22 protein-coding genes and 1 pseudogene are annotated in these 24,762 nt (G+C 72.4%); 10 read left to right on the forward strand and 13 right to left on the reverse strand.

What is annotated here, in order from left to right; genetic code table 11:
- The first annotated feature begins 671 nt into the window (after nucleotides 1-671).
- Nucleotides 672-1,670, forward strand: coding sequence for a tryptophan--tRNA ligase (trpS, locus tag ACIQU4_RS21775; RefSeq protein ID WP_403733166.1), 999 nt, complete (start codon nucleotides 672-674; stop codon nucleotides 1,668-1,670).
- A gap of 72 nt (nucleotides 1,671-1,742) precedes the next feature.
- Here the strand turns inward: trpS and proC are convergent, their stop codons facing one another.
- The 5 genes from proC to ACIQU4_RS21800 form a co-directional block, all read right to left on the reverse strand.
- Nucleotides 1,743-2,552, reverse strand: coding sequence for a pyrroline-5-carboxylate reductase (proC, locus tag ACIQU4_RS21780; protein WP_134072388.1), 810 nt, complete (start codon nucleotides 2,550-2,552; stop codon nucleotides 1,743-1,745).
- Between the two features lie 122 nt (nucleotides 2,553-2,674).
- Complete coding sequence (locus ACIQU4_RS21785) at nucleotides 2,675-3,412, reverse strand: ABC transporter permease (protein WP_403733169.1); 738 nt, start codon at nucleotides 3,410-3,412, stop codon at nucleotides 2,675-2,677.
- Nucleotides 3,409-4,227, reverse strand: coding sequence for an ABC transporter ATP-binding protein (locus ACIQU4_RS21790; protein WP_403733172.1), 819 nt, complete (start codon nucleotides 4,225-4,227; stop codon nucleotides 3,409-3,411). The genes ACIQU4_RS21785 and ACIQU4_RS21790 overlap by 4 nt, the downstream gene beginning before the upstream one ends.
- 58 nt (nucleotides 4,228-4,285) lie before the next feature.
- Nucleotides 4,286-4,822 (reverse strand): hypothetical protein, encoded by a 537-nt coding sequence (locus ACIQU4_RS21795; protein WP_403733173.1) that lies wholly within the window; start codon nucleotides 4,820-4,822, stop codon nucleotides 4,286-4,288.
- Nucleotides 4,823-4,915: 93 nt separating this feature from the next.
- Nucleotides 4,916-5,218: an SH3 domain-containing protein gene (locus ACIQU4_RS21800; RefSeq protein WP_403733176.1), complete on the reverse strand. Its 303-nt coding sequence runs from the start codon at nucleotides 5,216-5,218 to the stop codon at nucleotides 4,916-4,918.
- 108 nt (nucleotides 5,219-5,326) lie between these two features.
- Between ACIQU4_RS21800 and ACIQU4_RS21805 the strand changes: the two genes are divergently transcribed.
- The gene (locus ACIQU4_RS21805) at nucleotides 5,327-7,486 is read left to right on the forward strand and encodes a serine/threonine-protein kinase (protein WP_403733178.1); all 2,160 of its coding nucleotides are present in this window, start codon (nucleotides 5,327-5,329) and stop codon (nucleotides 7,484-7,486) included.
- A 97-nt stretch (nucleotides 7,487-7,583) separates the two neighbouring features.
- On the opposite strand, the gene ilvD is transcribed toward ACIQU4_RS21805, so the two are convergent.
- From ilvD to ACIQU4_RS21830, 5 genes are all read right to left on the reverse strand, one after another.
- Complete coding sequence (gene ilvD / locus ACIQU4_RS21810; RefSeq protein ID WP_403733181.1) at nucleotides 7,584-9,437, reverse strand: dihydroxy-acid dehydratase; 1,854 nt, start codon at nucleotides 9,435-9,437, stop codon at nucleotides 7,584-7,586.
- 169 nt (nucleotides 9,438-9,606) lie between these two features.
- Nucleotides 9,607-10,224, reverse strand: a complete 618-nt coding sequence (locus ACIQU4_RS21815) for a TetR family transcriptional regulator (protein WP_403733184.1) — start codon at nucleotides 10,222-10,224, stop codon at nucleotides 9,607-9,609.
- Complete coding sequence (locus ACIQU4_RS21820; RefSeq protein WP_403733186.1) at nucleotides 10,221-11,051, reverse strand: sugar phosphate isomerase/epimerase family protein; 831 nt, start codon at nucleotides 11,049-11,051, stop codon at nucleotides 10,221-10,223. Before ACIQU4_RS21820 ends, ACIQU4_RS21815 begins: the two co-directional genes overlap by 4 nt.
- A 148-nt stretch (nucleotides 11,052-11,199) precedes the next feature.
- A complete protein-coding gene (locus tag ACIQU4_RS21825; protein WP_403733189.1) occupies nucleotides 11,200-11,514 on the reverse strand; it encodes a 4a-hydroxytetrahydrobiopterin dehydratase in 315 nt (104 codons plus the stop codon).
- A gap of 15 nt (nucleotides 11,515-11,529) precedes the next feature.
- Nucleotides 11,530-12,708 carry a Twin-arginine translocation pathway signal gene (locus ACIQU4_RS21830; protein WP_403733191.1) on the reverse strand — a complete coding sequence of 393 codons (1,179 nt, stop codon included), beginning with the start codon at nucleotides 12,706-12,708 and terminating at the stop codon, nucleotides 11,530-11,532.
- A 317-nt stretch (nucleotides 12,709-13,025) separates the two neighbouring features.
- Here ACIQU4_RS21830 and ACIQU4_RS21835 point away from each other — a divergent pair, with 317 nt between their 5' ends.
- Nucleotides 13,026-13,346: a hypothetical protein gene (locus ACIQU4_RS21835; RefSeq protein ID WP_403733193.1), complete on the forward strand. Its 321-nt coding sequence runs from the start codon at nucleotides 13,026-13,028 to the stop codon at nucleotides 13,344-13,346.
- A gap of 623 nt (nucleotides 13,347-13,969) precedes the next feature.
- Here ACIQU4_RS21835 and ACIQU4_RS21840 read toward each other — a convergent pair.
- Nucleotides 13,970-14,899 carry a Ppx/GppA family phosphatase gene (locus ACIQU4_RS21840; RefSeq protein ID WP_385591194.1) on the reverse strand — a complete coding sequence of 310 codons (930 nt, stop codon included), beginning with the start codon at nucleotides 14,897-14,899 and terminating at the stop codon, nucleotides 13,970-13,972.
- A 63-nt stretch (nucleotides 14,900-14,962) separates the two neighbouring features.
- Here ACIQU4_RS21840 and ACIQU4_RS21845 point away from each other — a divergent pair, with 63 nt between their 5' ends.
- The gene (locus tag ACIQU4_RS21845; RefSeq protein WP_403733196.1) at nucleotides 14,963-15,796 is read left to right on the forward strand and encodes a hypothetical protein; all 834 of its coding nucleotides are present in this window, start codon (nucleotides 14,963-14,965) and stop codon (nucleotides 15,794-15,796) included.
- Nucleotides 15,797-15,800: 4 nt separating this feature from the next.
- Here the strand turns inward: ACIQU4_RS21845 and ACIQU4_RS21850 are convergent, their stop codons facing one another.
- Nucleotides 15,801-17,684: a hypothetical protein gene (locus tag ACIQU4_RS21850; RefSeq protein ID WP_403733199.1), complete on the reverse strand. Its 1,884-nt coding sequence runs from the start codon at nucleotides 17,682-17,684 to the stop codon at nucleotides 15,801-15,803.
- Between the two features lie 196 nt (nucleotides 17,685-17,880).
- On the opposite strand from ACIQU4_RS21850, the gene radA reads away from it, so the two are divergent.
- A complete protein-coding gene (gene radA / locus ACIQU4_RS21855; protein WP_403733202.1) occupies nucleotides 17,881-19,284 on the forward strand; it encodes a DNA repair protein RadA in 1,404 nt (467 codons plus the stop codon).
- A gap of 205 nt (nucleotides 19,285-19,489) precedes the next feature.
- A complete protein-coding gene (disA, locus tag ACIQU4_RS21860) occupies nucleotides 19,490-20,614 on the forward strand; it encodes a DNA integrity scanning diadenylate cyclase DisA (protein WP_403733206.1) in 1,125 nt (374 codons plus the stop codon).
- A gap of 82 nt (nucleotides 20,615-20,696) precedes the next feature.
- Here the strand turns inward: disA and ACIQU4_RS21865 are convergent, their stop codons facing one another.
- Nucleotides 20,697-21,476, reverse strand: a complete 780-nt coding sequence (locus ACIQU4_RS21865) for a hypothetical protein (protein WP_403734019.1) — start codon at nucleotides 21,474-21,476, stop codon at nucleotides 20,697-20,699.
- Nucleotides 21,477-21,645: 169 nt separating this feature from the next.
- On the opposite strand from ACIQU4_RS21865, the gene ACIQU4_RS21870 reads away from it, so the two are divergent.
- From ACIQU4_RS21870 to ACIQU4_RS21885, 4 genes and pseudogenes are all read left to right on the forward strand, one after another.
- The gene (locus ACIQU4_RS21870; RefSeq protein WP_403733208.1) at nucleotides 21,646-22,281 is read left to right on the forward strand and encodes a phosphatase PAP2 family protein; all 636 of its coding nucleotides are present in this window, start codon (nucleotides 21,646-21,648) and stop codon (nucleotides 22,279-22,281) included.
- Between the two features lie 22 nt (nucleotides 22,282-22,303).
- Nucleotides 22,304-23,212, forward strand: a pseudogene (locus tag ACIQU4_RS21875) (A/G-specific adenine glycosylase); the annotation flags it as partial.
- A 285-nt stretch (nucleotides 23,213-23,497) separates the two neighbouring features.
- Entirely contained in the window at nucleotides 23,498-24,070 is a 573-nt protein-coding gene (locus ACIQU4_RS21880) for a SigE family RNA polymerase sigma factor (RefSeq protein WP_403733211.1), read from the forward strand.
- Nucleotides 24,071-24,108: 38 nt separating this feature from the next.
- Nucleotides 24,109-24,747: a hypothetical protein gene (locus ACIQU4_RS21885; protein ID WP_403734022.1), complete on the forward strand. Its 639-nt coding sequence runs from the start codon at nucleotides 24,109-24,111 to the stop codon at nucleotides 24,745-24,747.
- Nucleotides 24,748-24,762 lie beyond the last annotated feature (15 nt).

Below are 24,762 nucleotides of genomic sequence, written 5' to 3' on the forward strand. Positions count from 1 at the left end.
ACGGACGCTTCCTTTGTACTCACCCTCTCGGGCTTTCCTCCGGGCTTTCGTTCTTCGTTCTTGCGTTTCCGACTCTATCAGAGTCAGTTCCGCTTGCTTTCCGGGGTCTTCGCTTTCGCGTTTTCCCTTTCCGGCGATTCCGACTCTATCAGATCCTTTCGGGCCTGACTCCCAGTCAGCGGGTTCCGCCGCTTGGGCTGTTGGGCCCTTGCGGCGAGTGAGACAGTAGCGGATTCCTTGCCCCCGAACCTAATCGGCGGCCGCGTCCTTGGCTGTGTCCTTGGACGTGGATTCCTCATTCGCAAATACGCATGAAAACGAGACGACACAGTGCATCGTTCGTTCGAATGTGTAGTGCGGGATGGCTGTCCGGGGACCGACCGGGGTCGGCGCTCACGTCGGACAACTCGAAGAACCTTACGGACCTCGGACAGGTGTGTCAACCCCGGGACAGGGGCCACCTGAAGGGCTAGCCTGATCCCCATGACTACGCATGCGCTCACGTCCAGCCTTCGCTGGTGGGCCGCCTGACGGCGGCCGACCTTCCACGCGAGCACGCATGCGCTCACGGCCGCCGCTTACGGCGGCCGTTTCTGTTTCTCCCCTCCCGGGAGTGGCTCGGTCGCCCGACGCGGCGGTCCCGACACCAGCCACGAACAGGGAGACAGGACATGACGAGGATCTTCAGCGGGATCAAACCGACCGGGCACCTGACGCTGGGGAACTACCTGGGGGCCGTCCGGCAGTGGGTCGCCGCCGACCAGGAGCCGGACGAGGCGCTGTTCTGCGTCGTGGACCTGCACGCACTGACCGTCGAGCACGATCCCGCGCGGGTGCGCCGGCTCAGCAGGCAGGCGGCGACCCTGTTCCTCGCCTCCGGGCTGGACCCGGAGAAGTGCACCCTGTTCATGCAGAGCCACGTGGACGAGCACACCCGGCTCTCGTACGTGCTGGAGTGCACCGCCACCGACGGAGAGATGCGCCGGATGATCCAGTACAAGGAGAAGTCCGCGCAGGCGCAGGCGTCCGGGGAGGGCGTACGGCTGTCGCTGCTGACGTATCCCGTGCTGATGGCCGCCGACATCCTGGCGTACGCGACCGAGGAGGTCCCGGTCGGTGAGGACCAGCGGCAGCACGTGGAGCTGGCCCGGGATCTGGCGGTGCGGTTCAACCAGCGGTACGGGCAGACCTTCGCGGTGCCGAAGGCGACGCTGCCGCAGGTGGCCGCGCGGGTGATGGACCTCCAGGAGCCGACGTCGAAGATGGGGAAGTCCGGCGGGGCGGGGCCCGGGGTCGTGTTCATGCTGGACGAGCCCGGGGTGATCCGGAAGAAGTTCATGCGGGCCGTGACCGACAGCGGGGACGGCGGGATGGTCTACGACCGGGAGGCGCGGCCGGGGGTCGCAAACCTGCTGGACGTGCTGGCCGCCTGCACCGGCGGGGATCCGGCCGCCCTCGCGGAGGAGTACAGCGGGTACGGGGCGCTGAAGCGGGATGTCGCCGACGCGGTGGTGGAGCTGCTGCGGCCGGTGCAGGAGCGGCACGCCGAGCTGGCGGCCGATCCGGCGGCGGTGGAGAAGGTGCTGCGGGACGGGGCCGGGCGGGCGCGGGCGCTGGCGCGGCCGATCGTGGACCGGGCGTACCGGGCCATCGGGCTGCTGGAGCCCTGAAGGGCACCGGGTCGTACGGGCCCCCCCGCGAGTACGGGCCCCCGCGCGTGCGGGGGCCCGTACCGCCGTCCTCTAGCTGTTGCCGGAGGCGAGTTCGCGGCTGCGGTCGCGGGCCGCTTCCAGGGCTGCGATCAGGGCGGCCCGTACGCCGTGCCGTTCGAGCTCGACGATCGCGTTGATGGTGGTGCCGGCCGGGGAGGTGACGGCCTCGCGGAGCTTGACCGGGTGCTCGCCGCTGTCGCGGAGCATCACGGCGGCGCCGATGGCGGCCTGGACGATGAGGTCGTGCGCCTGGGCGCGGGGCAGGCCGAGGAGGATGCCGGCGTCGGTCATCGCCTCGACGAGGAAGTAGAAGTACGCCGGTCCGGAGCCGGAGAGGGCGGTGGCGGCGTCCTGCTGGGACTCGGGGACGCGCAGGGTCTTGCCGACGCCGCCGAAGATCTCCTCGGTGTGGGCGAGGTGTTCGGCGGTGGCGTGGCTGCCGGCCGAGATGACGGACATGGCCTCGTCGACGAGGGCGGGGGTGTTCGTCATGACGCGGACGACGGGGGTGCCGGGGGCGAGCCGCTCCTCGAAGAAGGAGGTGGGGATGCCGGCGGCGCCGCTGATGACCAGGCGGTCGGCCGGGATGTGCGGGGCGAGCTCTTCGAGGAGCTTGCCCATGTCCTGCGGCTTGACGGTGAGGATGAGGGTGTCGGCGCGCTTGGCGGCTTCGGCGTTGCTGACCGCCTCGACGCCGTAGCGGGCGCGGAGCTCCTCGGCGCGTTCGGGGCGGCGGGCGGTGACGAGGAGCTTGGAGGCGGGCCGGCCGCCACGGATCATTCCGCTGAGCAGGGCCTCGCCGATCTTGCCGGTACCGAGGACTGCGACTGTCTGGGTCATGCCCGATTCACCTCGCCGAACGTTTCTCTCACGCGTGATGCGTTTGCCTCCTCATCCTTTCACCCGTGAGACACGCGACGAGGGGCTGTCCGCAGTGCGGTCAGGGCCCGGTCAGGGCCCGGTCAGGGCGTACGGCGACGGAGGGTGGCCGCGCCGAGGGCGAGGACGAGCAGCCCGCAGGCGGCGACGATCACGGCGTCGCGGACGAAGTCGGCGGTCATGTCGGTGTGGGCGAGGACCTGGGTCATGCCGTCCACGGCGTACGACATGGGCAGCACGTCCGAGAGGCCTTCGAGGACGGGGTGCATGGTGTCGCGCGCGGCGAACAGGCCGCACAGCAGGAGCTGCGGGAAGATCACGGCCGGCATGAACTGGACGGCCTGGAACTCGCTGGCGGCGAAGGCGGAGACGAACAGGCCGAGGGCGGTGCCGAGGAGCGCGTCGAGCAGGGCGACGAGCAGGAGCAGCCAGGGCGAGCCGACGACGTCGAGGCCGAGGATCCAGAGGGCGAGGCCGGTGGCGAGGAGGGACTGGACGACGGCGACGGCGCCGAAGGCGAGGGCGTAGCCGGCGATGAGGTCGCCCTTGCCCAGCGGCATGGCGAGGAGGCGTTCGAGGGTGCCGGAGGTGCGCTCGCGCAGGGTGGCGATCGAGGTCACCAGGAACATGGTGATGAGCGGGAAGATCCCGAGGAGGGACGCCCCGATGCCGTCGAAGGTGCGGGCGTCGCCGTCGAAGACGAAGCGCAGCAGCGTCAGCATCAGTACGGGGACCAGCAGCATCAGCGCGATGGAGCGCGGGTCGTGGCGCAGCTGGCGCAGGACGCGGGCGGCGGTGGCGGCGGTGCGGGCGGCGCTCATCGGATGACCTCGGGCTTCGCTTCGGCGTCGGCCTCGTCGACGAGGCGCAGGAAGCCCTCCTCGACGGTGGTGGAGTGCGTACGGGTGCGCAGTGCGTCGGGGGTGTCCCGGGCGAGGATGCGGCCCTCGCGCATGAGGAGCAGTTCGTGGCAGCGCTCGGCCTCGTCCATGACGTGGGAGGAGACGAGGATCGTGGCGCCGCGGGTGGCGGCGATGTCGTGGAAGAGGTTCCACAGGTCGCGGCGCAGGACGGGGTCGAGGCCGACGGTGGGCTCGTCGAGTACGAGGAGCTCGGGGGTGCCGAGGAGCGCGACGGCGAGGGAGACGCGGCTGCGCTGGCCGCCGGAGAGGTTGCCGGCGAGGGCGTCGGCGTGGGTGGTGAGGTCGACGTCGGCGATGGCGCGGGTGACGGTGGAGCGGCGGCGGTCGGCGGCGGCGCGGCCCGGGTCGAGGACGGCGGCGAAGTAGTCGAGGTTCTGGCGGACGGTGAGGTCGTCGTAGACGGAGGGGGCCTGGGTGACGTAGCCGATGCGGGAGCGGAGCTCGGGGGAGCCGGCGGGGCGGCCGAGGACGTCGAGGGTGCCGGTGACGTGGGCCTGGGTGCCGACGATGGAGCGCATGAGGGTGGATTTGCCGCAGCCGGAGGGGCCGAGGAGGCCGGTGATGCGGCCGCGGGGGACGTCGAAGGCGATGGAGTCGATGACCGTGCGCGGGGTGCGGCCGGTGCCGCGGCGGACGGTGAGCCCGCGGGCGTGGACGGCGGGCGGGGCAGGCGGGGCGGGCTCGCTGGGCGGCGCCTGCGGGTTATTCATCATGCGATGAATAATGCTCCCGGCTGTGCCGGGGCGTCAACAGGCCGGGGCCGGGGCGGGGCTACTTCTTCCGCTTGGGGCGGCGCGCGGCCGGGTTGCCCGTACGGGTGCTGCGGCGGCGGGCGAACTCGGCGGTGGCGCGCTCGTACTCGGCGCGGCGCAGCTTCTCGCCGGGGGCCTCGAAGAAGCAGCGCAGGAAGTACGCGATGAGGGAGCCGATGAAACCGATCGTCTTCAGGCCCTTGAGGGCGGCCTCGTCGGAGGACGGGGCGGGACGGCGGCTGAAGGAGTCCCAGGTCTTGACGAAGGCGATGGAGCTGGCGATCGCGAAGAGGACGACGACGGAGATGCTGAGGAACGGGCCGACGTTGCCGATCTCCAGGCCCTCGTAGGAGAGGCGGAGCAGCACGGCCGCGGCGACGGCGGTGACGAGCGAACCCACGGCGATGGCGACGCGGCGCAGGGCGTAGCCGCCGTCGTGGTTCACCCAGGTGGTGCCGAAGAACCGGATCGGCTCGGGCTCGGGCCCGGCGGAGGCCGCGGGGGCCTGCGCGGCCGGCTCGGCGGGGGTCTGGTCTCGCTGGTCGTCGTCGCTCACACCGGCGATTATCCCTCGCCGCGCCGGCCCTGCCGGGGTCGTCTCACGTGGCAGACGGGCGGCAGGCGGCAGGCGGCCCGGGGCCTCAGAGCCTCAGCCGCAGCGGTTCGCGACGTAGCCGTCGGCGCCGGTCTTGACGTACGCGTCGGAGACGAAGCGGCCGTTGCCGATGCAGTCCCAGATGTCCGACGTGCCGTACGGGCCCGAGACGGTCGTGCCGTCGCACTGGCAGCGGATCGCGACGCTCGCGCCGTACGGCAGGGTGTCGATGACCGAGTAGTTCGTCCCCGGACCGCTGCGGACGTTCACGCGGTACCCCGGAGCGACCGGAAACGTCTGGAATCCCGAGTCTGCGGCGAGGCTCTGGACTTGGCTGGAATCATTCTCCACGGACATGTGAAATCTCCCCCCACGGGTGTTGCCGTGCGCAACTCGCGCAGGGTAGCAGGACCCTTGGAGATTCGTACGGCCCATCGACTAGGCTCCGGCGGGGGTGGTTGAGCGGTGCATTCTCTGCGCGCGGACTACGTGGGCTTTCCTGAGTACGCCGGCCAGTACCGGCTGGAATCGGTGCTCGGTTCCGGCGGGATGGGCGTCGTCCATCTGGCCACCTCCGGTTCGGGGCTGAAACTCGCCGTCAAGATCGTGCACGCCGAGCACGCGGTCGATCCGGAGTTCCGGGCCCGCTTCCGGCAGGAGGTCGCCGCCGCGCGGCGGGTGAGCGGGGCCTTCACCGCGCCCGTCGTGGACGCCGATCCGGATGCCGAACGGCCGTGGATGGCCACCCTGTTCATCGACGCCCCGACGCTGGCCGAGCGCGTACGGGAGCGGGTGCTGGACCCCGTCGAGCTGGCCCGGCTCGCCGCGGGGCTGGCGGAGGCGCTGCGGGACATCCACCGGGCGGGGGTCGTCCACCGGGACCTCAAGCCCAGCAACGTACTGATGGCCCCGGACGGGGTGCGGGTCATCGACTTCGGCATCTCGCGGCCGGCGGACAGCGATCTGCGGACCGAGACGGGGAAGCTGATCGGGACGCCGCCGTACATGGCGCCGGAGCAGTTCCAGCGCCCGCGGGAGGTGGGCTCGGCCGCGGACGTCTTCGCGCTGGGCGCCGTACTCGTCCACGCGGCGACGGGGCACGGGCCGTTCGACTCCGACAGCCACTACCTGGTGGCGTACCAGGTCGTGCATGCCGAGCCCGACCTGACCGGGCTGCCGGAGCAGCTCGTACCGCTCGTGGCGCGGTGCCTGGCGAAGGAGCCGGCGGACCGGCCCACCGCGGAGGAGCTGATCGCGGAGATGCGGGCGGTGGCGTACCCGACCTCCGAGGACACGCAGGTGTTCGTTCCGCAGCCGCGGCGGCCGGTCGAGGCGGGGTCGGCAGCCGAAGCCACCCACCGGCGGGAGCGGATCGCCGTCGAGGCCGGTCGGACCGGTCAGGCCGATCACGCGGGTCACGCCGGTCGGGGGCGGCGCAGGGCGCGGGCGGTGGTCGCGGCGGCGGTCGGGCTGCTGCTGACGGGCGGGGCCGTGGGCGGGTACCTGCACTTCGGGGCGGGGGCCGGACCGCTGGGGCAGATCGCCTCGAAGACCGGTCCGGCGCCGGCGAAGCCGTTCGTACCGTGGGCGGTCGCGCTGGGCGAGCCGAGGGCGGGCAATCGGACCGGGGCCTGTTCCTGGGGGGAGGGGGAGGCGGCGGCCCTGTACTGCGCCGGGCCGGGGGTGGCGGCGGCCCGGCTCAATCCCGCCGACGGGTCGGTGGTGTGGTCGGTGAAGGCGGCTGCCCCGGCGACCCGGACGGCGGCGGACGGTGCACCGATGCACGGGGGCGGGCTGGTGCTCGTGGCCGCGCCGGGCGGCGGGACGCTGCAGGCGCTGGATCCGGGTACGGGCGCCGAGCGCTGGCAGCGCAAGCTGCCGGACGGCGCGCGGGCGGTGGCGGCGGGCGGGCAGGTGCTGCTCGTAGCGCCGAGCGGGAGCGTGACGGCCCTCGACGCGGCGAGCGGGTCCGTGCGATGGACGAAGCAGCTCGGCGGGGTGGGTTCCGTGTGGTGGGGCGACGGCGCGGCGGTGTACGTGTCGACGCCGGACAGCGGTGGCGGGAGTTCGCAGCTGCTGGCGGTGGATCCGGCGAACGGAGCGGTGCGCCGGCAGCTGCGGACGGCGGGGCGGCTGCGGCCGGTCGGGGCCGCGCGGGGCGGGCTGTACCTGCTGGAGGTCGATACGGAGGGCAAGACCGGCGCGGTGGTCCGGGTGGATGCGGCGACACAGGCGGTACGGCGGGTCCGGCTGTCGGTGCCGCTGTTCGACGCGGAGGCGGCGGTGGGCGCGGACGGCGTCGTGTACGCGGTCGGGGTCTCGGGTGCGCTGATCGCGGTGGGCGCCGAGCGGGAGCAGTGGCGGCTGGAGACGGGCCTGGCCGTGGCGTCCCGTCCGGTGGCGGCCGACGGCCGGATCCACCTGACGGCGCCGGACGGCCGGCTGCTGGCGGTCGATGCCGGGACCGGGCGGCTGGTGGGCCAGACGCGGCCGCGCCCGGGCGACGGCCGCGACGGCTTCACGGCCACCCTGCCGGCCCCGGTCTCCGCTGCCGGCCGGGTCTACGGAACGGCCCCGGACGGCACGGTCTTCGCGGTCGACGCCGCCGGCCCCACGGGGTGGTGACCCGGCCCCGGCGCAGCCCCCGGAAGCGGCGAACCCCGCCGGGGGTTCCCGACGGGGTTCGCAGTGGCTCCGGTGCGCAGTGGGGGCGCGGGGGGCGTCAGACGCCCAGCTTGCTCACGTCGCGGACCGCGCCCTTGTCGGCGCTCGTCGCCATCGCCGCGTACGCGCGCAGCGCCGCCGAGACCTTGCGTTCGCGGTTCTTCGGGGCGTAGACGCCGCCGAGGGCCGCGTGGCGGGCGGCCAGCGTGGCCTCGTCCACCAGCAGCTCGATCGAGCGGTTCGGGATGTCGATCCGGATGCGGTCGCCGTCCTCGACGACGGCGATGTCGCCGCCCGAGGCCGCCTCCGGGGAGGCGTGGCCGATGGACAGGCCCGAGGTGCCTCCGGAGAAGCGGCCGTCCGTCACCAGCGCGCAGACCTTGCCGAGCCCGCGCCCCTTCAGGAACGACGTCGGGTAGAGCATCTCCTGCATGCCGGGGCCGCCGCGCGGGCCCTCGTACCGGATGACGACGACGTCGCCCGCCTTGATCTCCTTGCGGAGGATCTTGTCGACCGCCTCGTCCTGCGATTCGCAGACGACCGCCGGGCCCTCGAAGGTCCAGATCGACTCGTCGACGCCCGCCGTCTTCACGACGCACCCGTCGACCGCGATGTTGCCGCGCAGGACCGCCAGCCCGCCGTCCTTGGAGTACGCGTGCTGCACCGACCGGATGCAGCCGCCCTCGGCGTCCAGGTCGAGGTTGTCCCAGCGCTCGGACTGCGAGAAGGCGGTGGCGGAGCGCACGCAGCCGGGGGCCGCGTGCCACAGCTCCATGGCCTCCTCCGAGGCCGTGCCGCTGCGCGCGTCCCACTTCGCCAGCCAGTCCTCCAGGTTCTCCGAGTGGACCGTCGTGACGTCCTTGTTCAGGAGCCCGCCGCGGTGCAGCTCGCCGAGGATGGCGGGGATGCCGCCGGCGCGGTGGATGTCCTCCATGTAGTACGTACCGCCGGGCGCCACGTTCGGCGCGACCTTCGCCAGGCACGGGACCCGCCTCGACACCTCGTCGATGTCGGTGAGGTCGTACTCCAGGCCCGCCTCCTGCGCGGCGGCCAGCAGGTGCAGGATCGTGTTGGTCGAGCCGCCCATGGCGATGTCGAGGGCCATGGCGTTCTCGAAGGCCTGGCGGGTCGCGATGGAGCGCGGCAGGACCGAGTGGTCGTCCTGCTCGTAGTACCGCTTGGTGATCTCGACGACCGTCCAGCCGGCGTCCTCGTACAGGGCGCGGCGGGCGGTGTGCGTGGCGAGGACGGAGCCGTTGCCGGGGAGCGCGAGACCCATGGCCTCGGCGAGGCAGTTCATGGAGTTGGCGGTGAACATGCCGCTGCACGACCCGCAGGTCGGACAGGCGTTCTCCTCGATGCGCAGTACGTCCTCGTCGGAGACGTTCTCGTTGGAGGCGTCGACCATGGCGTCGATCAGGTCGAGCTTGCGGACGGTGCCGTCGACGAGGACGGCCTGGCCGGCCTCCATCGGGCCGCCCGACACGAACACGACCGGGATGTTGAGGCGCATGGCGGCCATCAGCATGCCGGGGGTGATCTTGTCGCAGTTGGAGATGCAGATGAGCGCGTCGGCGCAGTGCGCCTCGACCATGTACTCCACGCTGTCCGCGATCAGGTCGCGGGAGGGCAGGGAGTAGAGCATGCCGCCGTGCCCCATGGCGATGCCGTCGTCGACCGCGATGGTGTTGAACTCGCGCGGGATCGCACCGGCGGCGCGGATGGCGTCGGAGACGATCCGGCCGACCGGGGCCAGGTGGGTGTGGCCGGGGACGAACTCGGTGAAGGAGTTGGCGACCGCGATGATCGGCTTCCCGATGTCCGCACTCGCTACGCCCGACGCACGCATAAGGGCGCGTGCGCCCGCCATGTTGCGGCCGTGGGTGACGGTACGGGACCTCAGCTCGGGCATCGGGTTCACTCCCCATGAGTGCGGTGGCGTTCGCACGCCCGCCGCGACTGTGCATGACTGTGGATATGGCTCGGTTACGAGGCTACGCTCCCGGCCCGCGATGCGGACAGGCGGTCCGCATGTCGATACGGGCGGCTCATTCCTCGGTCATTCCTCGGTCATTCCTCGGTCATTCCTCGGTCAGGTAACGCTGAAGGGTGGGCGCAACCAGGGTGACGATGTCCTCCGGGTCGGCGGACGCGAGCGGCTCGACCTGGACCACGTACCGCAGGAGCGCGATGCCGATCATGTGGGAGGCGGCGAGCTCGGCGCGGAAGGTGGGGTCGGGGACGTCGAGGTCGGCCGCGACCCGTTCCAGGACCCGGCGCAGGATCAGCCGGCGCAGCACCGCCGCCGCGGCCTCGTGGGTGAGGGCGGAGCGGATGACGGCGAGCAGGGGCGCCCGGGTGACCGGGTTCTCCCAGATGCCCAGGAAATAGCGGGCCAGCCGCTCCCCGATGCCCTCGGGGCCCTCCCCCACGATGGCGGGGACGACGAGGGCGGGTTCCATCGTGACCTCGATGGCGGCGGCGAAGAGGTCGTCCTTGCTGCCGAAGTAGTGGTGGACCAGCGCCGGGTCCACGCCGGCGACCTTCGCGATGCCGCGTACGGAGGTCTTGTCGTACCCGCGCTCCGCGAACACCTCGCGGGCGGCGAGCCGGATCCGCTCCTGGGTGCCGGGGCCCTCGTCGGCCTCGTCCTGGCGGGGCCGGCCGGGCCCGCGGCGCGGCTTGACGGGTTCCGTCATGGCCGGCGGGTACTGGTCGGGGCGGCGCTGGAGGCCAGGTGCAGCCGGGTGAAGGCCAGCGCCTCGGCGAGGTCGGCCTCGCGCTCGGCGGAGGACATCGCGCGGCGGGTGTTGACCTCGATGACGACGTGCCCGTCGAAGGAGACCCGGGCGAGCCGCTCCAGCAACTCGGCACACGGCTGCGTCCCCCTACCCGGAACCAGGTGCTCGTCCTTCGCCGAACCGTTTCCGTCGGCGAGGTGCACGTGCGCGAGCCGGTCCCCCATCCGGTCGATCATCTCGGTGGCGTCGGTCCGGGCGGTCGCGGTGTGTGACAGATCAACGGTGAAATGCCGGTAGTCGTCCTTGGTGACGTCCCACTCGGGGGCATAGGCCAGCATCTCGCGGTCCCGATACCGCCACGGGTACATGTTCTCGACGGCGAACCGCACATCGGTCTCGTCGGCCATCCGCCAGATCCCGCCGACGAAGTCCCGCGCGTACTGCCGCTGCCAGCGGAACGGCGGGTGCACGACGACGGTGGACGCCCCCAGCCGCTCGGCCGCGGCCCGCGCCCGCTGGAGCTTGGTCCACGGATCGGTGGACCACACCCTCTGCGTAATGAGCAGACAGGGCGCGTGCACGGCGAGGATCGGCATCTGGTACTGGTCCGACAGCCGCCGCAGGGCACCGACGTCCTGGCTGACCGGATCCGTCCAGACCATCACCTCGACGCCGTCGTACCCGAGGCGCGCGGCGATCTCGAAGGCGGTAGCCGTCGACTCCGGATAAACGGAGGCAGTGGAAAGCGCGACTTTCGCACTCGGGATCCGAACAGGTTCTGCCACGGAGACAGAGTACGGTCCCACCCCCGTCCCCCGCCGTGACGATCACCACCCACACACCGCCACCGGACCGGTCAACGCCTCAGCAACCACGGGAACCGCGAGCACCCCTCCCCCTTACCGACGGGAAGGGACAGACCCGAAGCGGGGGTCAATCCAGCGGGAGGGCCTGGTGCGCGGCGACGATCATGTCGATCCGGTGCGCAAGGTCGAAGTCTGCGGCGGTGAGCCGGTACCCAGCGTCGTGTGTCGTGATGGACGCCCGAAGGTGGTCGATGCGCAGATCGAGGTCGGCATGATGGTGGATCCGCCGGGACCGGTCCGCGATGGTCACGATCGCCGCCACCGCAGCGTGGTAGCGGATCTCGTACACACGGGTGATCTCGTCACCCTTCCGCTCCCAGCCTGGCAGGCCTGCCAGGCGCTCCGCAATCTCCTCGTCGGACAGCGGCTTCGGTACGGCCATGTCAGCCCCCCTCGTTCACAGGCGCGCCAGGACCTCGGCCAGGTCCCGGCCTACCGGGGCATCGTGCCACGGACGCATCACCCGCTCCAGAGTGGCGAGTTCACGGCACATACGCGCGGACCGGGTCTCGACGGCGATCTCCACTGCCTGGCGAGCGATCTCGACGGCATGGTCAGGATCCCTCGCCGCGGCCGCCGCCGTGGCCTGTCGGGCGAGGTACACGCCACGGTCCCGGCGAGCGGTGGCGGGTACTCCGTCCAGAACCTGCGCCCAGAGCGAGCCTGCTTCCCGACCAAGACCGAGTCGTCCGTAACACGTGGCGCGCTGCACTTCCAGGTACCCCGGAGTCCTGCGACAGGCATTGCCCCAGGGCAAGTCATCGTCGACACGGGAGAGAAGTCCCCCGGCCGCATCGATGAGCCGATCGACGGCGGTCCGGTCACCCATGAGGCTGGCGCCGTGTGCTTGCTGCTGCATGGCCATGATCCTCACCTTGGGAAAGAGTCCGTCCGGTTCGTCGAGGACGGCCTCGCACAGGTCGATGGCCCCGCAGCCATCGCCCAGATCCGTACGGACCTGAGCCTGGTTCACCAGGCTGTACCCGATGAGGTGCGGGTCGCGGGACCTGACCGCGATCTCCTGGGTGACACCCCTCCAGAACGCGGCAGCGCCGAGATCGCCCGCGTCCTGGTAAAGCCAGCCGACGAGCGCGGCATAGGCGGCCCCGGCGCGCAGGAGACCACGCCGTACCTCGCCCTTCGCTGAACGGATGAGCTTGTCGATCAGTTGGTACTGCGCGCTGACGGTACCGATCAGATCGTGAGGGCCGAGGTACATGTCGGCCCGGTAGTGCCCTTCGAGCTGCTGCTGGAAGTAGTCGACGAGGGCGGGGTCGACGTGCTGGGGCGCGGTCGGCCCGGCTAGGAGAGCCGCGGCGGTAACGGACACGAACTGCCGTCGGTTCACGTCGTCCTCTTGGTGTGTCTCGGGACGGATCCAGCCGTCGGGCGTCGTGAATCCCAGATCCTCGGGCCACTGGCCGAACACGTCGTGCAACACGACAGCGGTCTCCGCAGGCGGCCAGCCCGGGCGCTCGCCCTCCCACCGCCGCCACGTGCGCGGCGACACGTCGAAGTGCCGATCGTCGAGGAGCTGCCGCCCATGTACCGATAAACCCTTCGCGGCCTGGTCCATGGTGCGCCAGCCGACGCGGAGTCGCGCTGCCCGGAGAGCGTCATTGCGGTGGCCCATGGCCCCAGCTTGAGGTGTCATCGCATCTGTCCCCGGCCATGGCCGCCACGTGGCCACCGATGGCCGCACGATGGCCTATCTGCCCCTCTTCGTGCCAGCCCATCATCGGCCCATGAACACGAACATCGCAGACGAACGCCCCAAGCCAAGGCACACCGCTACCACTTGGCCCGCCCCGCCAGCAGGCCCCAGCCCCCAGCTGGTGGCCCGTGCCAATGCCGGCTGGCAGCGGTTCCTGCGCAGCGCAGGTGAGCGGTCCGATGTCTGAGGCCTACGAGTACCAACCGCACCCCTTGCTGCGCCGTCGGGTGCGCGATGTTGCTTCCGGTGCGGAGGGCGAGCTGATGGCAGTGATCAACGAGAACGTCTCGACCGTGGCCGCCCGGGAGTACTGGATGGATCTGGCCTACATCCGGGCCGCATCGGGCCGTGAATTCTCCACGTCGGTCGACAACGTCGAACCTGCCACAGGACCGAGCGCCAGCCAGACGGAGCCCAACACTCTCAATCCGGGGCCCGCCCCCAACCCTCATGAGCGCGCCCAGACGGCCGCCGGACGCCATGCCGACCGAAGCGCGTAGCGATCTGTCGCGTGGTGCCCGCCTGCCCGACGCCGATGGGGGGTGGTCGCTGTCCGGCTACGGCTGGGCCGCCCCGCCCCGGAACGGGCCTGCTCACAGGGCCCGGCCGGGCAGCCGGCACCCCCCGGACCGGGCCTTGGCGGCGCTGATGCCGCCCTGCTCAAGGCCTGTGCCCAGGTGACCGTCCTTTTGGGGGCTTCCCGGCAGTCCTTGTCTTTCCGGGGCGGGGCGGGCGGTCAAGGGCGGCCGAAGGCCGTCGCGGAGCGACGCGACCGCAGGGAGCGCCCTTGAGGGCCCGGCCCGGCACGGAGAGACGATGGGACTGGCGGGAAACCCCAAACCCTCCCCTGATGCCGATCAGTGGGCTACCGGCCCCGAAGCCCTGGTCTTGCAGGCGGCGCTTGCCTGAGCGAAATGCTGCCTGTGCCGACCCGACGGGGGCTACCGGCCGTCGGCCTCACCCCGGAGGCGGGTGGGCAGCCACCGCCGCGCGGTGGTGGAGCCAGGGGGGTGAAGGCCCCGCCCCAGCGAAGCCCCCGAAGCCCCGGCCGCGCCGACAGCACCCGCCCGCGCAGGCGCCGTACCCGCCCCGCCCCGCCCCCGCACGCCCCGTACCGCGGCCGTCAGGACGGGAGGTGGTCCAGGCGGCGGAGGATTACGCCTTCGCGGAGGGCCCAGGGGCAGATTTCCAGTTCGTCCACGCCGAAGAGGTCCATCGCGCCCTCCGCGACCAGGGCTCCCGCCAGAAGCTGGGACGCGCGGCCCTCCGAGACGCCCGGGAGGGCGGAGCGCTGGGCGGTGGTCATCGCCGCGAGCCGCGGGACCCACTCCTCCAGGGACTTGCGGGTCAGGTCCCGCTGGACGTACAGGCCGTCCGCCGAGCGGGCCGCGCCCGCGATGCGGGCCAGCTGACGGAAGGTCTTCGACGTCGCCACCACGTGGTCCGGCGCCCCGAAGCGGCTGAATTCCCCGACCGTACGGGCGATCTGGGCCCGCGCGTGCCGCCGCAGGGCCCGTACGTCCGCCGGGTCCGGCGGGTCGCCCGGCAGCCAGCCCGTGGTGAGGCGGCCCGCGCCCAGCGGCAGCGAGACCGCCGCGTCGGGGTCCTCGTCGATGCCGTACGCGATCTCCAGCGAGCCGCCGCCGATGTCGAGGACCAGCAGCTTGCCCGCGGACCAGCCGAACCAGCGCCGGGCGGCCAGGAACGTGAGGCGCGCCTCGTCCTCACCGCTCAGGATGGGCAGGTCGACGCCGGTCTCGGCCAGCACCCTGGCCAGGACCTCGTCCGCGTTCGTGGCCTCGCGCACGGCGCTGGTCGCGAAGGGGACGACGTCCTCGCAGCCCTTGTCCTCGGCGGCCTGCGCCGCCTCGCCGATCACCGAGACGAGGCGCTCGACGCCCTCCGGGGTGACCGCTCCGCGCTCGTCGAGCAGCTCCGCCAGCCGCAATTCCACCTTGTGCGAGTGCGCCGGCTGCGGGCGCGCGCCGGGGTGCGCGTCCACCACCAGCAGATGGATCGTGTTCGAACCCACATCAAGGACACCGAGTCTCATACGAGGAAACGCTACTGTGCGGCTGGAGTATGGGTGACGTAAGGGGCCCTTAGGCTTGGGTTTGTGCCAAATACGAAGAAGGCCAACAAGTCCAAAGCAGGCAAGAAGGCCAAGGCCTCCGCCACCACCGCCGCCGCCGCCGCTCGTGACGATGAGAAGGGGCTCGACTTCCCCCGCGCCTGGGTGGAGTTCCCCGACCCCGCCGACACCGAGCAGGTCTTCCGCTGCGACCTGACCTGGCTCACCTCCCGCTGGACGTGCATCTTCGGCAGCGGCTGCCAGGGCATCCAGGCCGGCCGGGCCGACGACGGCTGCTGCACCCTCGGTGCGCACTTCTCGGACGAGGACGACGAGAAACGGGTCGCCGAGCACGTGGCGCGGCTGACCCCCGAGCTGTGGCAGTTCCACGACGTCGGCAGCGAGACCGGGTGGACGCAGCACGACGACGACGGGGAGAAGCAGACCCGCCGCTGGGACGGCGCGTGCATCTTCCTCAACCGGCCGGGCTTCCCCGCCGGGGCGGGCTGCTCGCTGCACATCCTGGCGCTCAGGAGCGGCCAGGAGCCGCTGGAGACCAAGCCGGACGTGTGCTGGCAGCTGCCGATCCGCCGGACGTACGAGTGGATCGACCGGCCCGACGACACCCGCGTGCTCCAGGTGTCGATCGGCGAGTACGACCGGCGCGGCTGGGGTCCGGGCGGGCACGACCTGCACTGGTGGTGCACGTCGGCGACGTCGGCGCACGGCGCCGGCGATCCGGTGTACGTGTCGTACCGCGCCGAGCTGACCGAGCTGATGGGCAAGGAGGGGTACGAGGCCCTCGTGAAGCTGTGCGAGGCACGGCTGTCCTCGCTGCTGCCGATGGCACCGCACCCCGCCGACCCCGCCGTCTCCTAGCCCTTCAGGACGGCCCCGGCCCGCTCGGGTCCGCCGGCGGGCCAACCGTTCCTCCTGCCGAGGCGCTCGCCGTCGGAGTCGGGGTCGGCGTCGGAGTCGGCGTGGGGGTCGGCGTGGGGGTCGGCGTCGGCGTCGGGGTTTCCGTCGGCTTCGGCGTGGGCGGCGGCGTCGGGCTCGGTGTCGGCGCCGGCGTCGGGTCCGCGGGCTCCGGCGGGGGCGTGGGCGCCGGGCGGCCGCGGCCCTGGATGGAGATCACGACGCCGCCCGGCTCCACCCCGATCCGGGCGGACCAGGCGCCCACCGGCTGGGCCGCGGTGTCGACGGTGATCCACACCGTGAACGATTCACCGGGATCCAGCGTGCCCGCGGAGCGGCTCGCCCGCAGCCAGGGCGCGTCGGACCAGAGCTGCCAGTCCACCGGGGCCCCGCCGGACGCGGTCAGCGTGAGCATGGTGGTGCCCCCGTGCGAGGAGGCGGCGACGGAGAGCCGCCCGGGGGGCCCCGCCCGGTCGTCGGGGGCGGCGCTCGCCCCGGTGCTGATCACCTCGACGGAGACGTCCGAGCCGTCCGGGTCCGCGCCGCCCGGGGCGAAGCCGGGCTCGCCGGTGGTGTGGGCGGTGTTGCCGGCGTTCTCGTACGCGCGCAGCGGACGGCCGTCCTGCCGCAGGGCCGGAAAACCGGACTCGCTCGCGGAGATCCGGGTGGAGTCCGTACCGACGGGCTCGCCGGTCTTTGGGGCGCCGCGGTACGCCGCCCACAGCGCGAGGACCGGGGCGGCGACGACGGTGGCCACGACGGTGGCGGTCACGGCCCGCGCGCGCAGCCGGTCGCGGCGGGCCGCGCGGTCCCGGGGGTCCATCGGGAAGCCGGTGCGGTCGAAGCGCGGGCCGGGCCGGCGCCCGCGGCGGCGGCCGCCGGAGCGGACCATGGCCGCGCGGACGGCGGTGCGCGGGGCGGGGACCAGCGGGAGGGCGGCGTCGATGCCGCCGGTGCCGGGCCAGGGGGACGCGGCGTCGGCGCGTTCGGCGACGCGGCGGCAGCGCGGGCAGTCGTCGACGTGGCGGACCAGCTCGGCGCGCAGGGTGGTGGACAGCAGCACCTGCCCGTCGCCGTCGCCGGTGAGCCGGGATACGGAGGGGCAGCCGCCGGTCTCGACGACGGCGAGGGCGGCGCGGGTCCGCTCCACCTCGCAGGCGGCGCCGGCCAGCAGCTCCCGGGCGAGGGCGGGGGGCGTGCCGAGGACGGCGGCGAGTTCGGGGACGCCGAGGCGGTGGCGGACGGCGAGTTCGAGGGCCTCGCGCTGCGCGGGCGTGGTCCCGGCTGCCTCGGGCCAGGCGAGCCGGGCCAGCTCGGTGCGCCGGTACGCGCTCACGTCGAGGGAGCCGGAACGGTACGCCTCCGGCGCGTGCTCGGAGTGCTCGGCATGCTCGGAGTTCCTGCGCTCCGGCGTGCGCCGGGCGGAATGCGCTCCCTGCCGGGTCCGCCGGTACTCGGCCAGCCGCCGCAGGCAGGCCCAGCGGGCGAGGGCGTACAGCCAGGCCCGCCGGTCGCCCTCGTCGGGACAGCGGCCGGGGTACCGCTCGGCGACGGCGAGGACCTCGGCGAGGACCTCCGTGGCGGCGTCGTGGTCGCAGAGGACCGACAGGCAGTAGGTGAACAGGCCGTCCAGGTACGGCTCGTGCCGGAGCGGGGACGGCGCCTGAGGTACCTGGGACGGCTGGGACGACTGGGACGGCTGGTGTGCCCGGGACGGCTGTTCTCGATCGAGGCCCTCGCGGTTTTCTTCGAGGCCCTCGAGGCGTTCAGGGGGGCCCGCGGGGGGCGTGCGCCCGTGCGCCCGGTGTGCGCCGGTGCGCTGGGCGGGGCTTTCCTGATTGCTGCTGTTCACCCTGGCGAAGGTAGGCCGCACGCCGGTGACGGCCGTGAAGCCTTCAGCTGTTTTAGCCCTTACGGGTGAACAGATCGAACGTGTGCTGACTGCGGCCCTGACGCCGTACCGTCCGCCGTGCCGTCCGCCGTACCGTCCGCCGCGCTGCCCGGCCGAGCGGTCGGCGCTGTCACAGGCTCCGGATACCGTGGGCCGCATGGCTGCCCGTACATCTCGTTCATCCGCCAAGGACCGGCCGTCCTACCGCTGCTCCGAGTGCGGCTGGACGACCGCGAAATGGCTCGGGCGGTGCCCCGAATGCCAGGCGTGGGGCACCGTCGAGGAGATGGGCGGCGCGCCCGCCGTACGGACCACCGCCGCCGGCCGGGTCTCGGCGCCCGCCCTCCCGATCGCGCAGGTCGACGGCCGGACGGCGACCGCCCGCAGCACGGGCGTGGACGAGCTGGACCGGGTCCTCGGCGGCGGGCTCGTGCCCGGCGCCGTGGTACTGCTGGCCGGGGAGCCGGGCGTCGGGAAGTCGACGCTGCTGCTCGACGTCGCGGCGAAGGCGGCCGGCGAAGCGCACCGCACCCTCTACGTCACGGGCGAGGAGTCGGCGAGCCAGGTGCGGCTGCGGGCCGACCGGATCAACGCGCTCAACGACCACCTCTTCCTCGCCGCCGAGACCGATCTCTCCGCCGTACTGGGCCACCTCGACGCCGTACAGCCCTCGTTGCTGGTCCTGGACTCCGTACAGACCGTCGCCTCGCCCGAGATCGACGGCGCGCCCGGCGGCATGGCCCAGGTCCGCGAGGTGGCCGGGGCCCTGATCCGCGCCTCCAAGGAGCGCGGGATGGCCACCCTGCTGGTCGGGCACGTCACCAAGGACGGGGCGATCGCCGGCCCCCGGCTGCTGGAGCACCTCGTCGATGTGGTCCTCAGCTTCGAGGGCGACCGGCACGCGCGGCTGCGCCTCGTACGCGGCGTGAAGAACCGGTACGGCGCCACCGACGAGGTCGGCTGCTTCGAACTGCACGACGAGGGGATCACCGGGCTCGCCGACCCGAGCGGGCTGTTCCTGACCCGGCGCGCGGAGGCCGTCCCCGGGACCTGCCTGACGGTGACCCTGGAGGGCAAGCGTCCGCTCGTCGCCGAGGTGCAGGCGCTGACCGTGGACTCGCAGATCCCCTCGCCCCGGCGGACCACCTCGGGTCTGGAGACCTCGCGCGTCTCGATGATGCTGGCGGTGCTGGAGCAGCGCGGCCGGATCACCGCGCTCGGCAAGCGCGACATCTACTCCGCCACCGTGGGCGGGGTGAAGCTGACCGAGCCGGCCGCCGACCTGGCGATCGCCCTCGCACTGGCCTCGGCGGCGAGCGACGTACCGCTGCCGAAGAACCTCGTGGCGATCGGCGAGGTCGGGCTCGCGGGCGAGGTGCGGCGGGTGACGGGCGTACAGCGGCGGCTCGCCGAGGCGCACCGGCTCGGCTTCACGCACGCGCTGGTGCCCGGTGATCCGGGGAAGGTGCCGGCCGGGATGAAGGTGATCGAGGTCGCGGACATCGGCGACGCCCTGCGCGTCCTGCCGCGCGGGCGTTCGCGGGCGGCGGCCAAGGAGTAGCCGCCAAGGAGTAGCCGCCAAGGAGCAAAGGAGTAGCTGCCGAGGAGTAGCGGCCGACGAGTAGCCGCTGGTGAGGGGGCCCGTACGGGGTCCCGCGGGAGCGCACCTCGCCAAGCCACGGCGGGCGCGCAGCGCGCGCCGGTAGACTTTGTGCTGGTCCGCCCGGCCGTACGCAGGCGGCGCAACCCGCAACCGGAGGAGTGCAGTGGCAGCCAAGGACGGGGCAGCAGCATCCGGGAAGTCGGGCGCGAGCTCCAAGCAGGAGGCCATGATGCGCGCCTCGCTGAGCGCGGTCGCACCTGGTCAGCCCCTGCGTGACGGTCTGGAACGGATCGTCCGCGGCAACACCGGCGGCCTGATCGTCCTCGGGATGGACAAGTCCGTCGAGGCGATGTGCACGGGCGGTTTCGTCCTGGACGTGGAGTTCACCGCGACCCGGCTGCGCGAGCTGTGCAAGCTCGACGGCGCGCTGATCCTGGACAAGGACCTCACCAAGATCCTGCGGGCGGGCGTCCAGCTGGTGCCGGACGCTTCGATCCCGACGGAGGAAACGGGGACGCGGCACCGGACCGCGGACCGGGTCTCCAAGCAGTGCGGCTTCCCGGTGGTGTCGGTGTCGCAGTCGATGCGGCTGATCGCGCTGTACGTGGACGGGGAGCGGCGGGTCCTGGAGGAGTCCGGGGCGATCCTGTCGCGGGCGAACCAGGCGCTGGCCACGCTGGAGCGGTACAAGCTCCGCCTGGACGAGGTCGCCGGGACGCTGTCCGCGCTGGAGATCGAGGACCTGGTCACGGTGCGCGACGTGACGGCGGTCGCGCAGCGGCTGGAAATGGTTCGCCGCATTGCCACGGAAATCGCTGAATACGTGGTCGAGCTGGGCACGGACGGACGACTGCTGTCGCTCCAGCTGGACGAGCTGACGGTCGGCATCGAGCAGGAGCGGGAGCTGGTGATCCGGGACTACGTGCCGGAGCCGACGGCGAAGCGCTCCCGCACGGTGGAGGAGGCGCTGCCGGCGCTCGACGCGCTGACGCATCCGGAACTGCTGGAGCTGGCGATCGTGGCGCGGGCGCTGGGGTACACCGGCTCGCCCGAGACCCTGGACTCGGCGGTGTCCCCGCGGGGGTACCGACTGCTGGCGAAGATTCCGCGGCTGCCGGGGGCCATCATCGAGCGGCTGGTCGAGCACTTCGGGGGCCTGCAGAAGTTGCTGGCCGCGTCGGTGGACGACCTCCAGGCCGTGGACGGAGTGGGCGAGGCCCGTGCGCGCAGCGTGCGCGAGGGGCTGTCCCGGCTGGCGGAGTCCTCGATCCTCGAACGGTACGTCTGACCGCCGTTTCCCGGGGGCTCAGCCCCCGGGCTCCCCTCAGTCTCAGTCCCGCTCGGTCCTGCTCGGTCCTGCTCAGTCCTGCTCAGTCCTGCTTCAGGACGAACGAAGTCCGGGCCACCGGCATGCCCGGGGACTTGACCTCCACCACGTACGTGTCCGGGGCCGCGGCGCCCGCCGGAGGCGTCTGGCACTGGTCGGGGGCGCTGAACTTCCTGTCCCACTCCAGCGACTGCTTCGTCTCGCCCTGCGCCGGTACCCGGAAGAACGCGTTGCCCGCGCCCGACGGGCAGTCCGCCGAGGACCAGACCGCCTTGCTCGTGCTCGCCTGAAGGATGGTCAGGACCGCCTGCCTCGGGCCGAGATCGACCTTGCAGGTCGTGCCGGAGACATTGCGCGCGACCAGTTCGAGGCGGGGCTTCTCGCTCGTCTCGTACTCGTTCTTCACGCTCTTGACCTCCCACTGGAGCCCGCCCGGGGCGCATGTGGGGAGGGGTGAGTCCGCAGGGACCTGGGGCGGGGTGCCACCCGTACCGCCGCTGCCGCCGGAACCGGTGCCACCGTCCGACGCGGAACCCGTGCCCGGAGTGCCGCCCGGTTCACCGTTCTTGCCCGCGCCGCCGCCCGACTCCACACGCCCGCCCGGTGCCTGACTGATCGCCGGCCCCGTCCCCGCCGGCCCGGGGGTGATCGACGTGACGGGCTTCGGCCCCTTGTCACCGCCCTTGCCGTTCGTACTCGACCTGCCCCCACCGGAACTGACGGTCCATACGGCAAGGAGCGCGAGCAGGGCGACGACGGACGCCAGCACAGCCCTCCGTCGCCAGTAGATGGAGGAGGGGAGCGGCCCGACCGGATTGCGCATAGATCCCACGGACGGAACTTTACGAGAGTCCACGGCCCGATCCGCGCCCCACATGCCGCGCAACCGGCTTGTTTTGCCGATGATCATCCTGCGTGCCGACCTCTGACCGTCGAGAATCGGCCAAGAGTCCGATGCCGGACTTGATCGGCTTTCGGTACGGTCGGTGAGCATGGACTCCTCCGGCCTCTACCGCGACATCACCGACTCCGCCCGCTCCGCACCCGGCTGGGTGCAGTCGGCGTTCGAGGTCTGGACGGAGTACGGGCTGCTGCTCCTCGGCCTCCTCTTCATAGCCGTGTGGTGGCGTGCGCGTGCCAAAGCGGGCCCGCGGGCCGTCGCCCTCGCCGTCGCCGCGCCGCTCGCCACCGCCGTCGCGTACGTCGCCTCCGAGCTCGTGAAGTCCGCCGTGGACGAGGAACGGCCCTGCCGGGCGGTCGCCGGGGCGGCCGCCCCGCTCGTCGCCTGCCCGGCGCCCGGCGACTGGTCGTTCCCCAGCAACCACTCGGCCATCCCCAGCAACCACTCGGCCATCGCCGGCGCCGCCGCCGTCGCGCTGGCCCTCGCCGTGCGCCGCCTCGCGCTGCTGACCGTTCCGCTCGCGGTGCTGATGGCCTTCTCCCGCGTCTTCGTCGGCGTCCACTACCCCCACGACGTACTGGCCGGCCTGCTGCTCGGCGGGGCGCTGGCCGCGCTCGCCGTCCCCGCCCTGACCGGTCCGATCAGTACGATCACCACCGCCATGCGGGCGAGCGGAGGCCGCGCCGCTTTCTGGTTCACCGGCCCGGGCCCCGCGCGACAGCCGTGAAACGTGCCAGGATGCCGTTGCCATGACTGCATCCACCAGCCCTTCCCCCGAGACGTCCTCCGACGCGTCCCACGCGCTGCACTCCCCGGTCATCGCCTGGTTCGAGGAGCACGCCCGCGACCTGCCCTGGCGCCGCCCCGAGGCCGGCCCCTGGGGGGTCATGGTCAGCGAGTTCATGCTCCAGCAGACCCCCGTCAGCCGGGTCCTGCCCGTATACGAGCAGTGGCTCGCCCGGTGGCCCCGCCCCGCCGACCTTGCCGCCGAGGCCCCCGGCGAGGCCGTACGGGCCTGGGGGCGGCTCGGCTACCCGCGGCGGGCCCTGCGCCTGCACGGCGCGGCCGTCGCGATAACGGAGCGGCACGGGGGCGACGTACCGCGGGAGCACGCGCAGCTGCTCGCGCTGCCCGGGATCGGCGAGTACACGGCGGCGGCCGTGGCCTCCTTCGCGTACGGGCAGCGGCACGCCGTGCTCGACACCAACGTGCGCCGGGTCTTCGCCCGCACCACGACCGGAGTCGAGTACCCGCCGAACGCCACCACCGCGGCCGAGCGGCGCCTGGCCCGGACCCTGCTGCCCGAGGACGAGGACACCGCGGCCCGCTGGGCGGCGGCATCGATGGAGCTCGGCGCCCTGGTGTGCACCGCCAAGTCCCCGGACTGCGCCCGCTGCCCGGTGGCCGGGCTGTGCGCGTGGCGGCTGGCCGGGAAGCCGGCCCACGACGGGCCGCCGCGGCGCGGGCAGACGTACGCGGGGACCGACCGGCAGGTGCGCGGGAAGCTCCTCGCGGTGCTGCGGGACGCGGTCGGGCCGATTCCGCAGGCCGTCCTCGACACCGTCTGGGACGAGCCCGTGCAGCGGGCCCGGGCGCTGGACGGGCTGGTGTCGGACGGGCTGGTCGAACCGCTCGCGGCGGGGATGTACCGGCTGCCGCAAGGCACCCCCGCGACGACCACCTCAAGCGCCCCTGTGACGACCACCGCGACCACCCCCACGAGCCCCGCCGCGAGCACCCCCGCGAGTCCCGCCACAAGCTGAGCCAGAGGTTCCGTTTATCTCGGCGAAACCCCAGCTCACGGCACTGTTACACAACCTATGGGTGTCCGTGCGCCCACCGAAGGCTGGCCCGCACAGGCCCGTGACAACCCGTCCGTACCTTCAAATCCGTAGGGCGAGAGGCAACGGACGAGCGGTTGCACGGGACGGAGGCGGTCTGAGATGGCGCACGGCGAGGTACTCGGATTCGAAGAGTACGTACGCACTCGGCAGGACGCGCTCCTGCGCAGTGCCCGGCGCCTGGTTCCGGACCCCACGGACGCGCAGGACCTCCTGCAGACCGCCCTGGTGCGCACGTACGGCCGCTGGGACGGCATCGCCGACAAGTCCCTGGCCGACGCCTACATGCGCCGCGTCATGATCAACACCCGTACCGAGTGGTGGCGCGCCCGCAAGCTCGAAGAGGTCCCCACCGAGCAGCTCCCGGACGCCTCCGTCGAGGACGGCTCCGACCAGCGCGCCGACCGCGCCCTGCTGATGGACATCCTCAAGGTGCTCGCGCCCAAGCAGCGCAGCGTCGTCGTGCTGCGACACTGGGAGCAGATGAGCACCGAGGAGACCGCCACCGCGCTCGGAATGTCTGCGGGTACTGTGAAGAGCACCCTGCACCGCGCACTGGCCCGTCTCCGGCAGGAACTGGAGAGCCGGGATCTGGACATGCGCGCGCTGGAGCGCGGTGACCACCGCGGTGACCACACCATCAGGTACGAGGGGCGTGAGCGGTGCGCGGCCTGAACGGCCAATGCCCGAGGGGCAGGAGTTCGCTGGTGCTGATGTCGGCGGGGACGGTCGTCCTCGCCGGCACTGTACTGTTCGCGGCCGGATGCAGCGCGGGCGGGACCGGCCTGCGCGACGGCGGGCCCGCCCACACCGACCCGGTGTCCAAGAGCGGCTCGCCGACGGCCACCCCGCCCGACCACGTCCCGGCCACGACCGGCGCGTCGGGCAGGCCCGCCAAGAAGGTCGATCCCGTCGCGCTGCTCCAGGCGGACCCCAAGGTCAGCGCCGAGGTCAAGCGGGACCTCAAGCCCTGCACGGGCAAGGAGTACCCGATCGACGTGAGCTACGGGAAAGTCACCGGGAACTCGGTCGTCGACATCGTCGTCAACGTGCTGTCCTGCGCCGACGCGCTGGGGCGGGGCTCCTACGTGTACAGGTCGCAGGGCGGGACGTACGAGAATGTGTTCTCGGACGAGCAGTCGCCCGTCTACGCGGAGATCGACCGGGGCGACCTGGTGGTCACCAGGCCGGTGTACGGCAAGAGCGACCCGCTCGCGTACCCGTCCGGCGAGGACGTGATCACGTACCGCTGGGACGGGGACAAGTTCGGCGAGCAGGACCGGGTGCACAGCGACTACAGCAACATCGACGGCGGGGCCCAGCCCGCTCCCGCCGTCACCCAGAAGAACTGACGTACCGAAGAACCG

Source organism: Streptomyces sp. NPDC090741, from assembly GCF_044769045.1.
Taxonomy (GTDB): domain Bacteria; phylum Actinomycetota; class Actinomycetes; order Streptomycetales; family Streptomycetaceae; genus Streptomyces.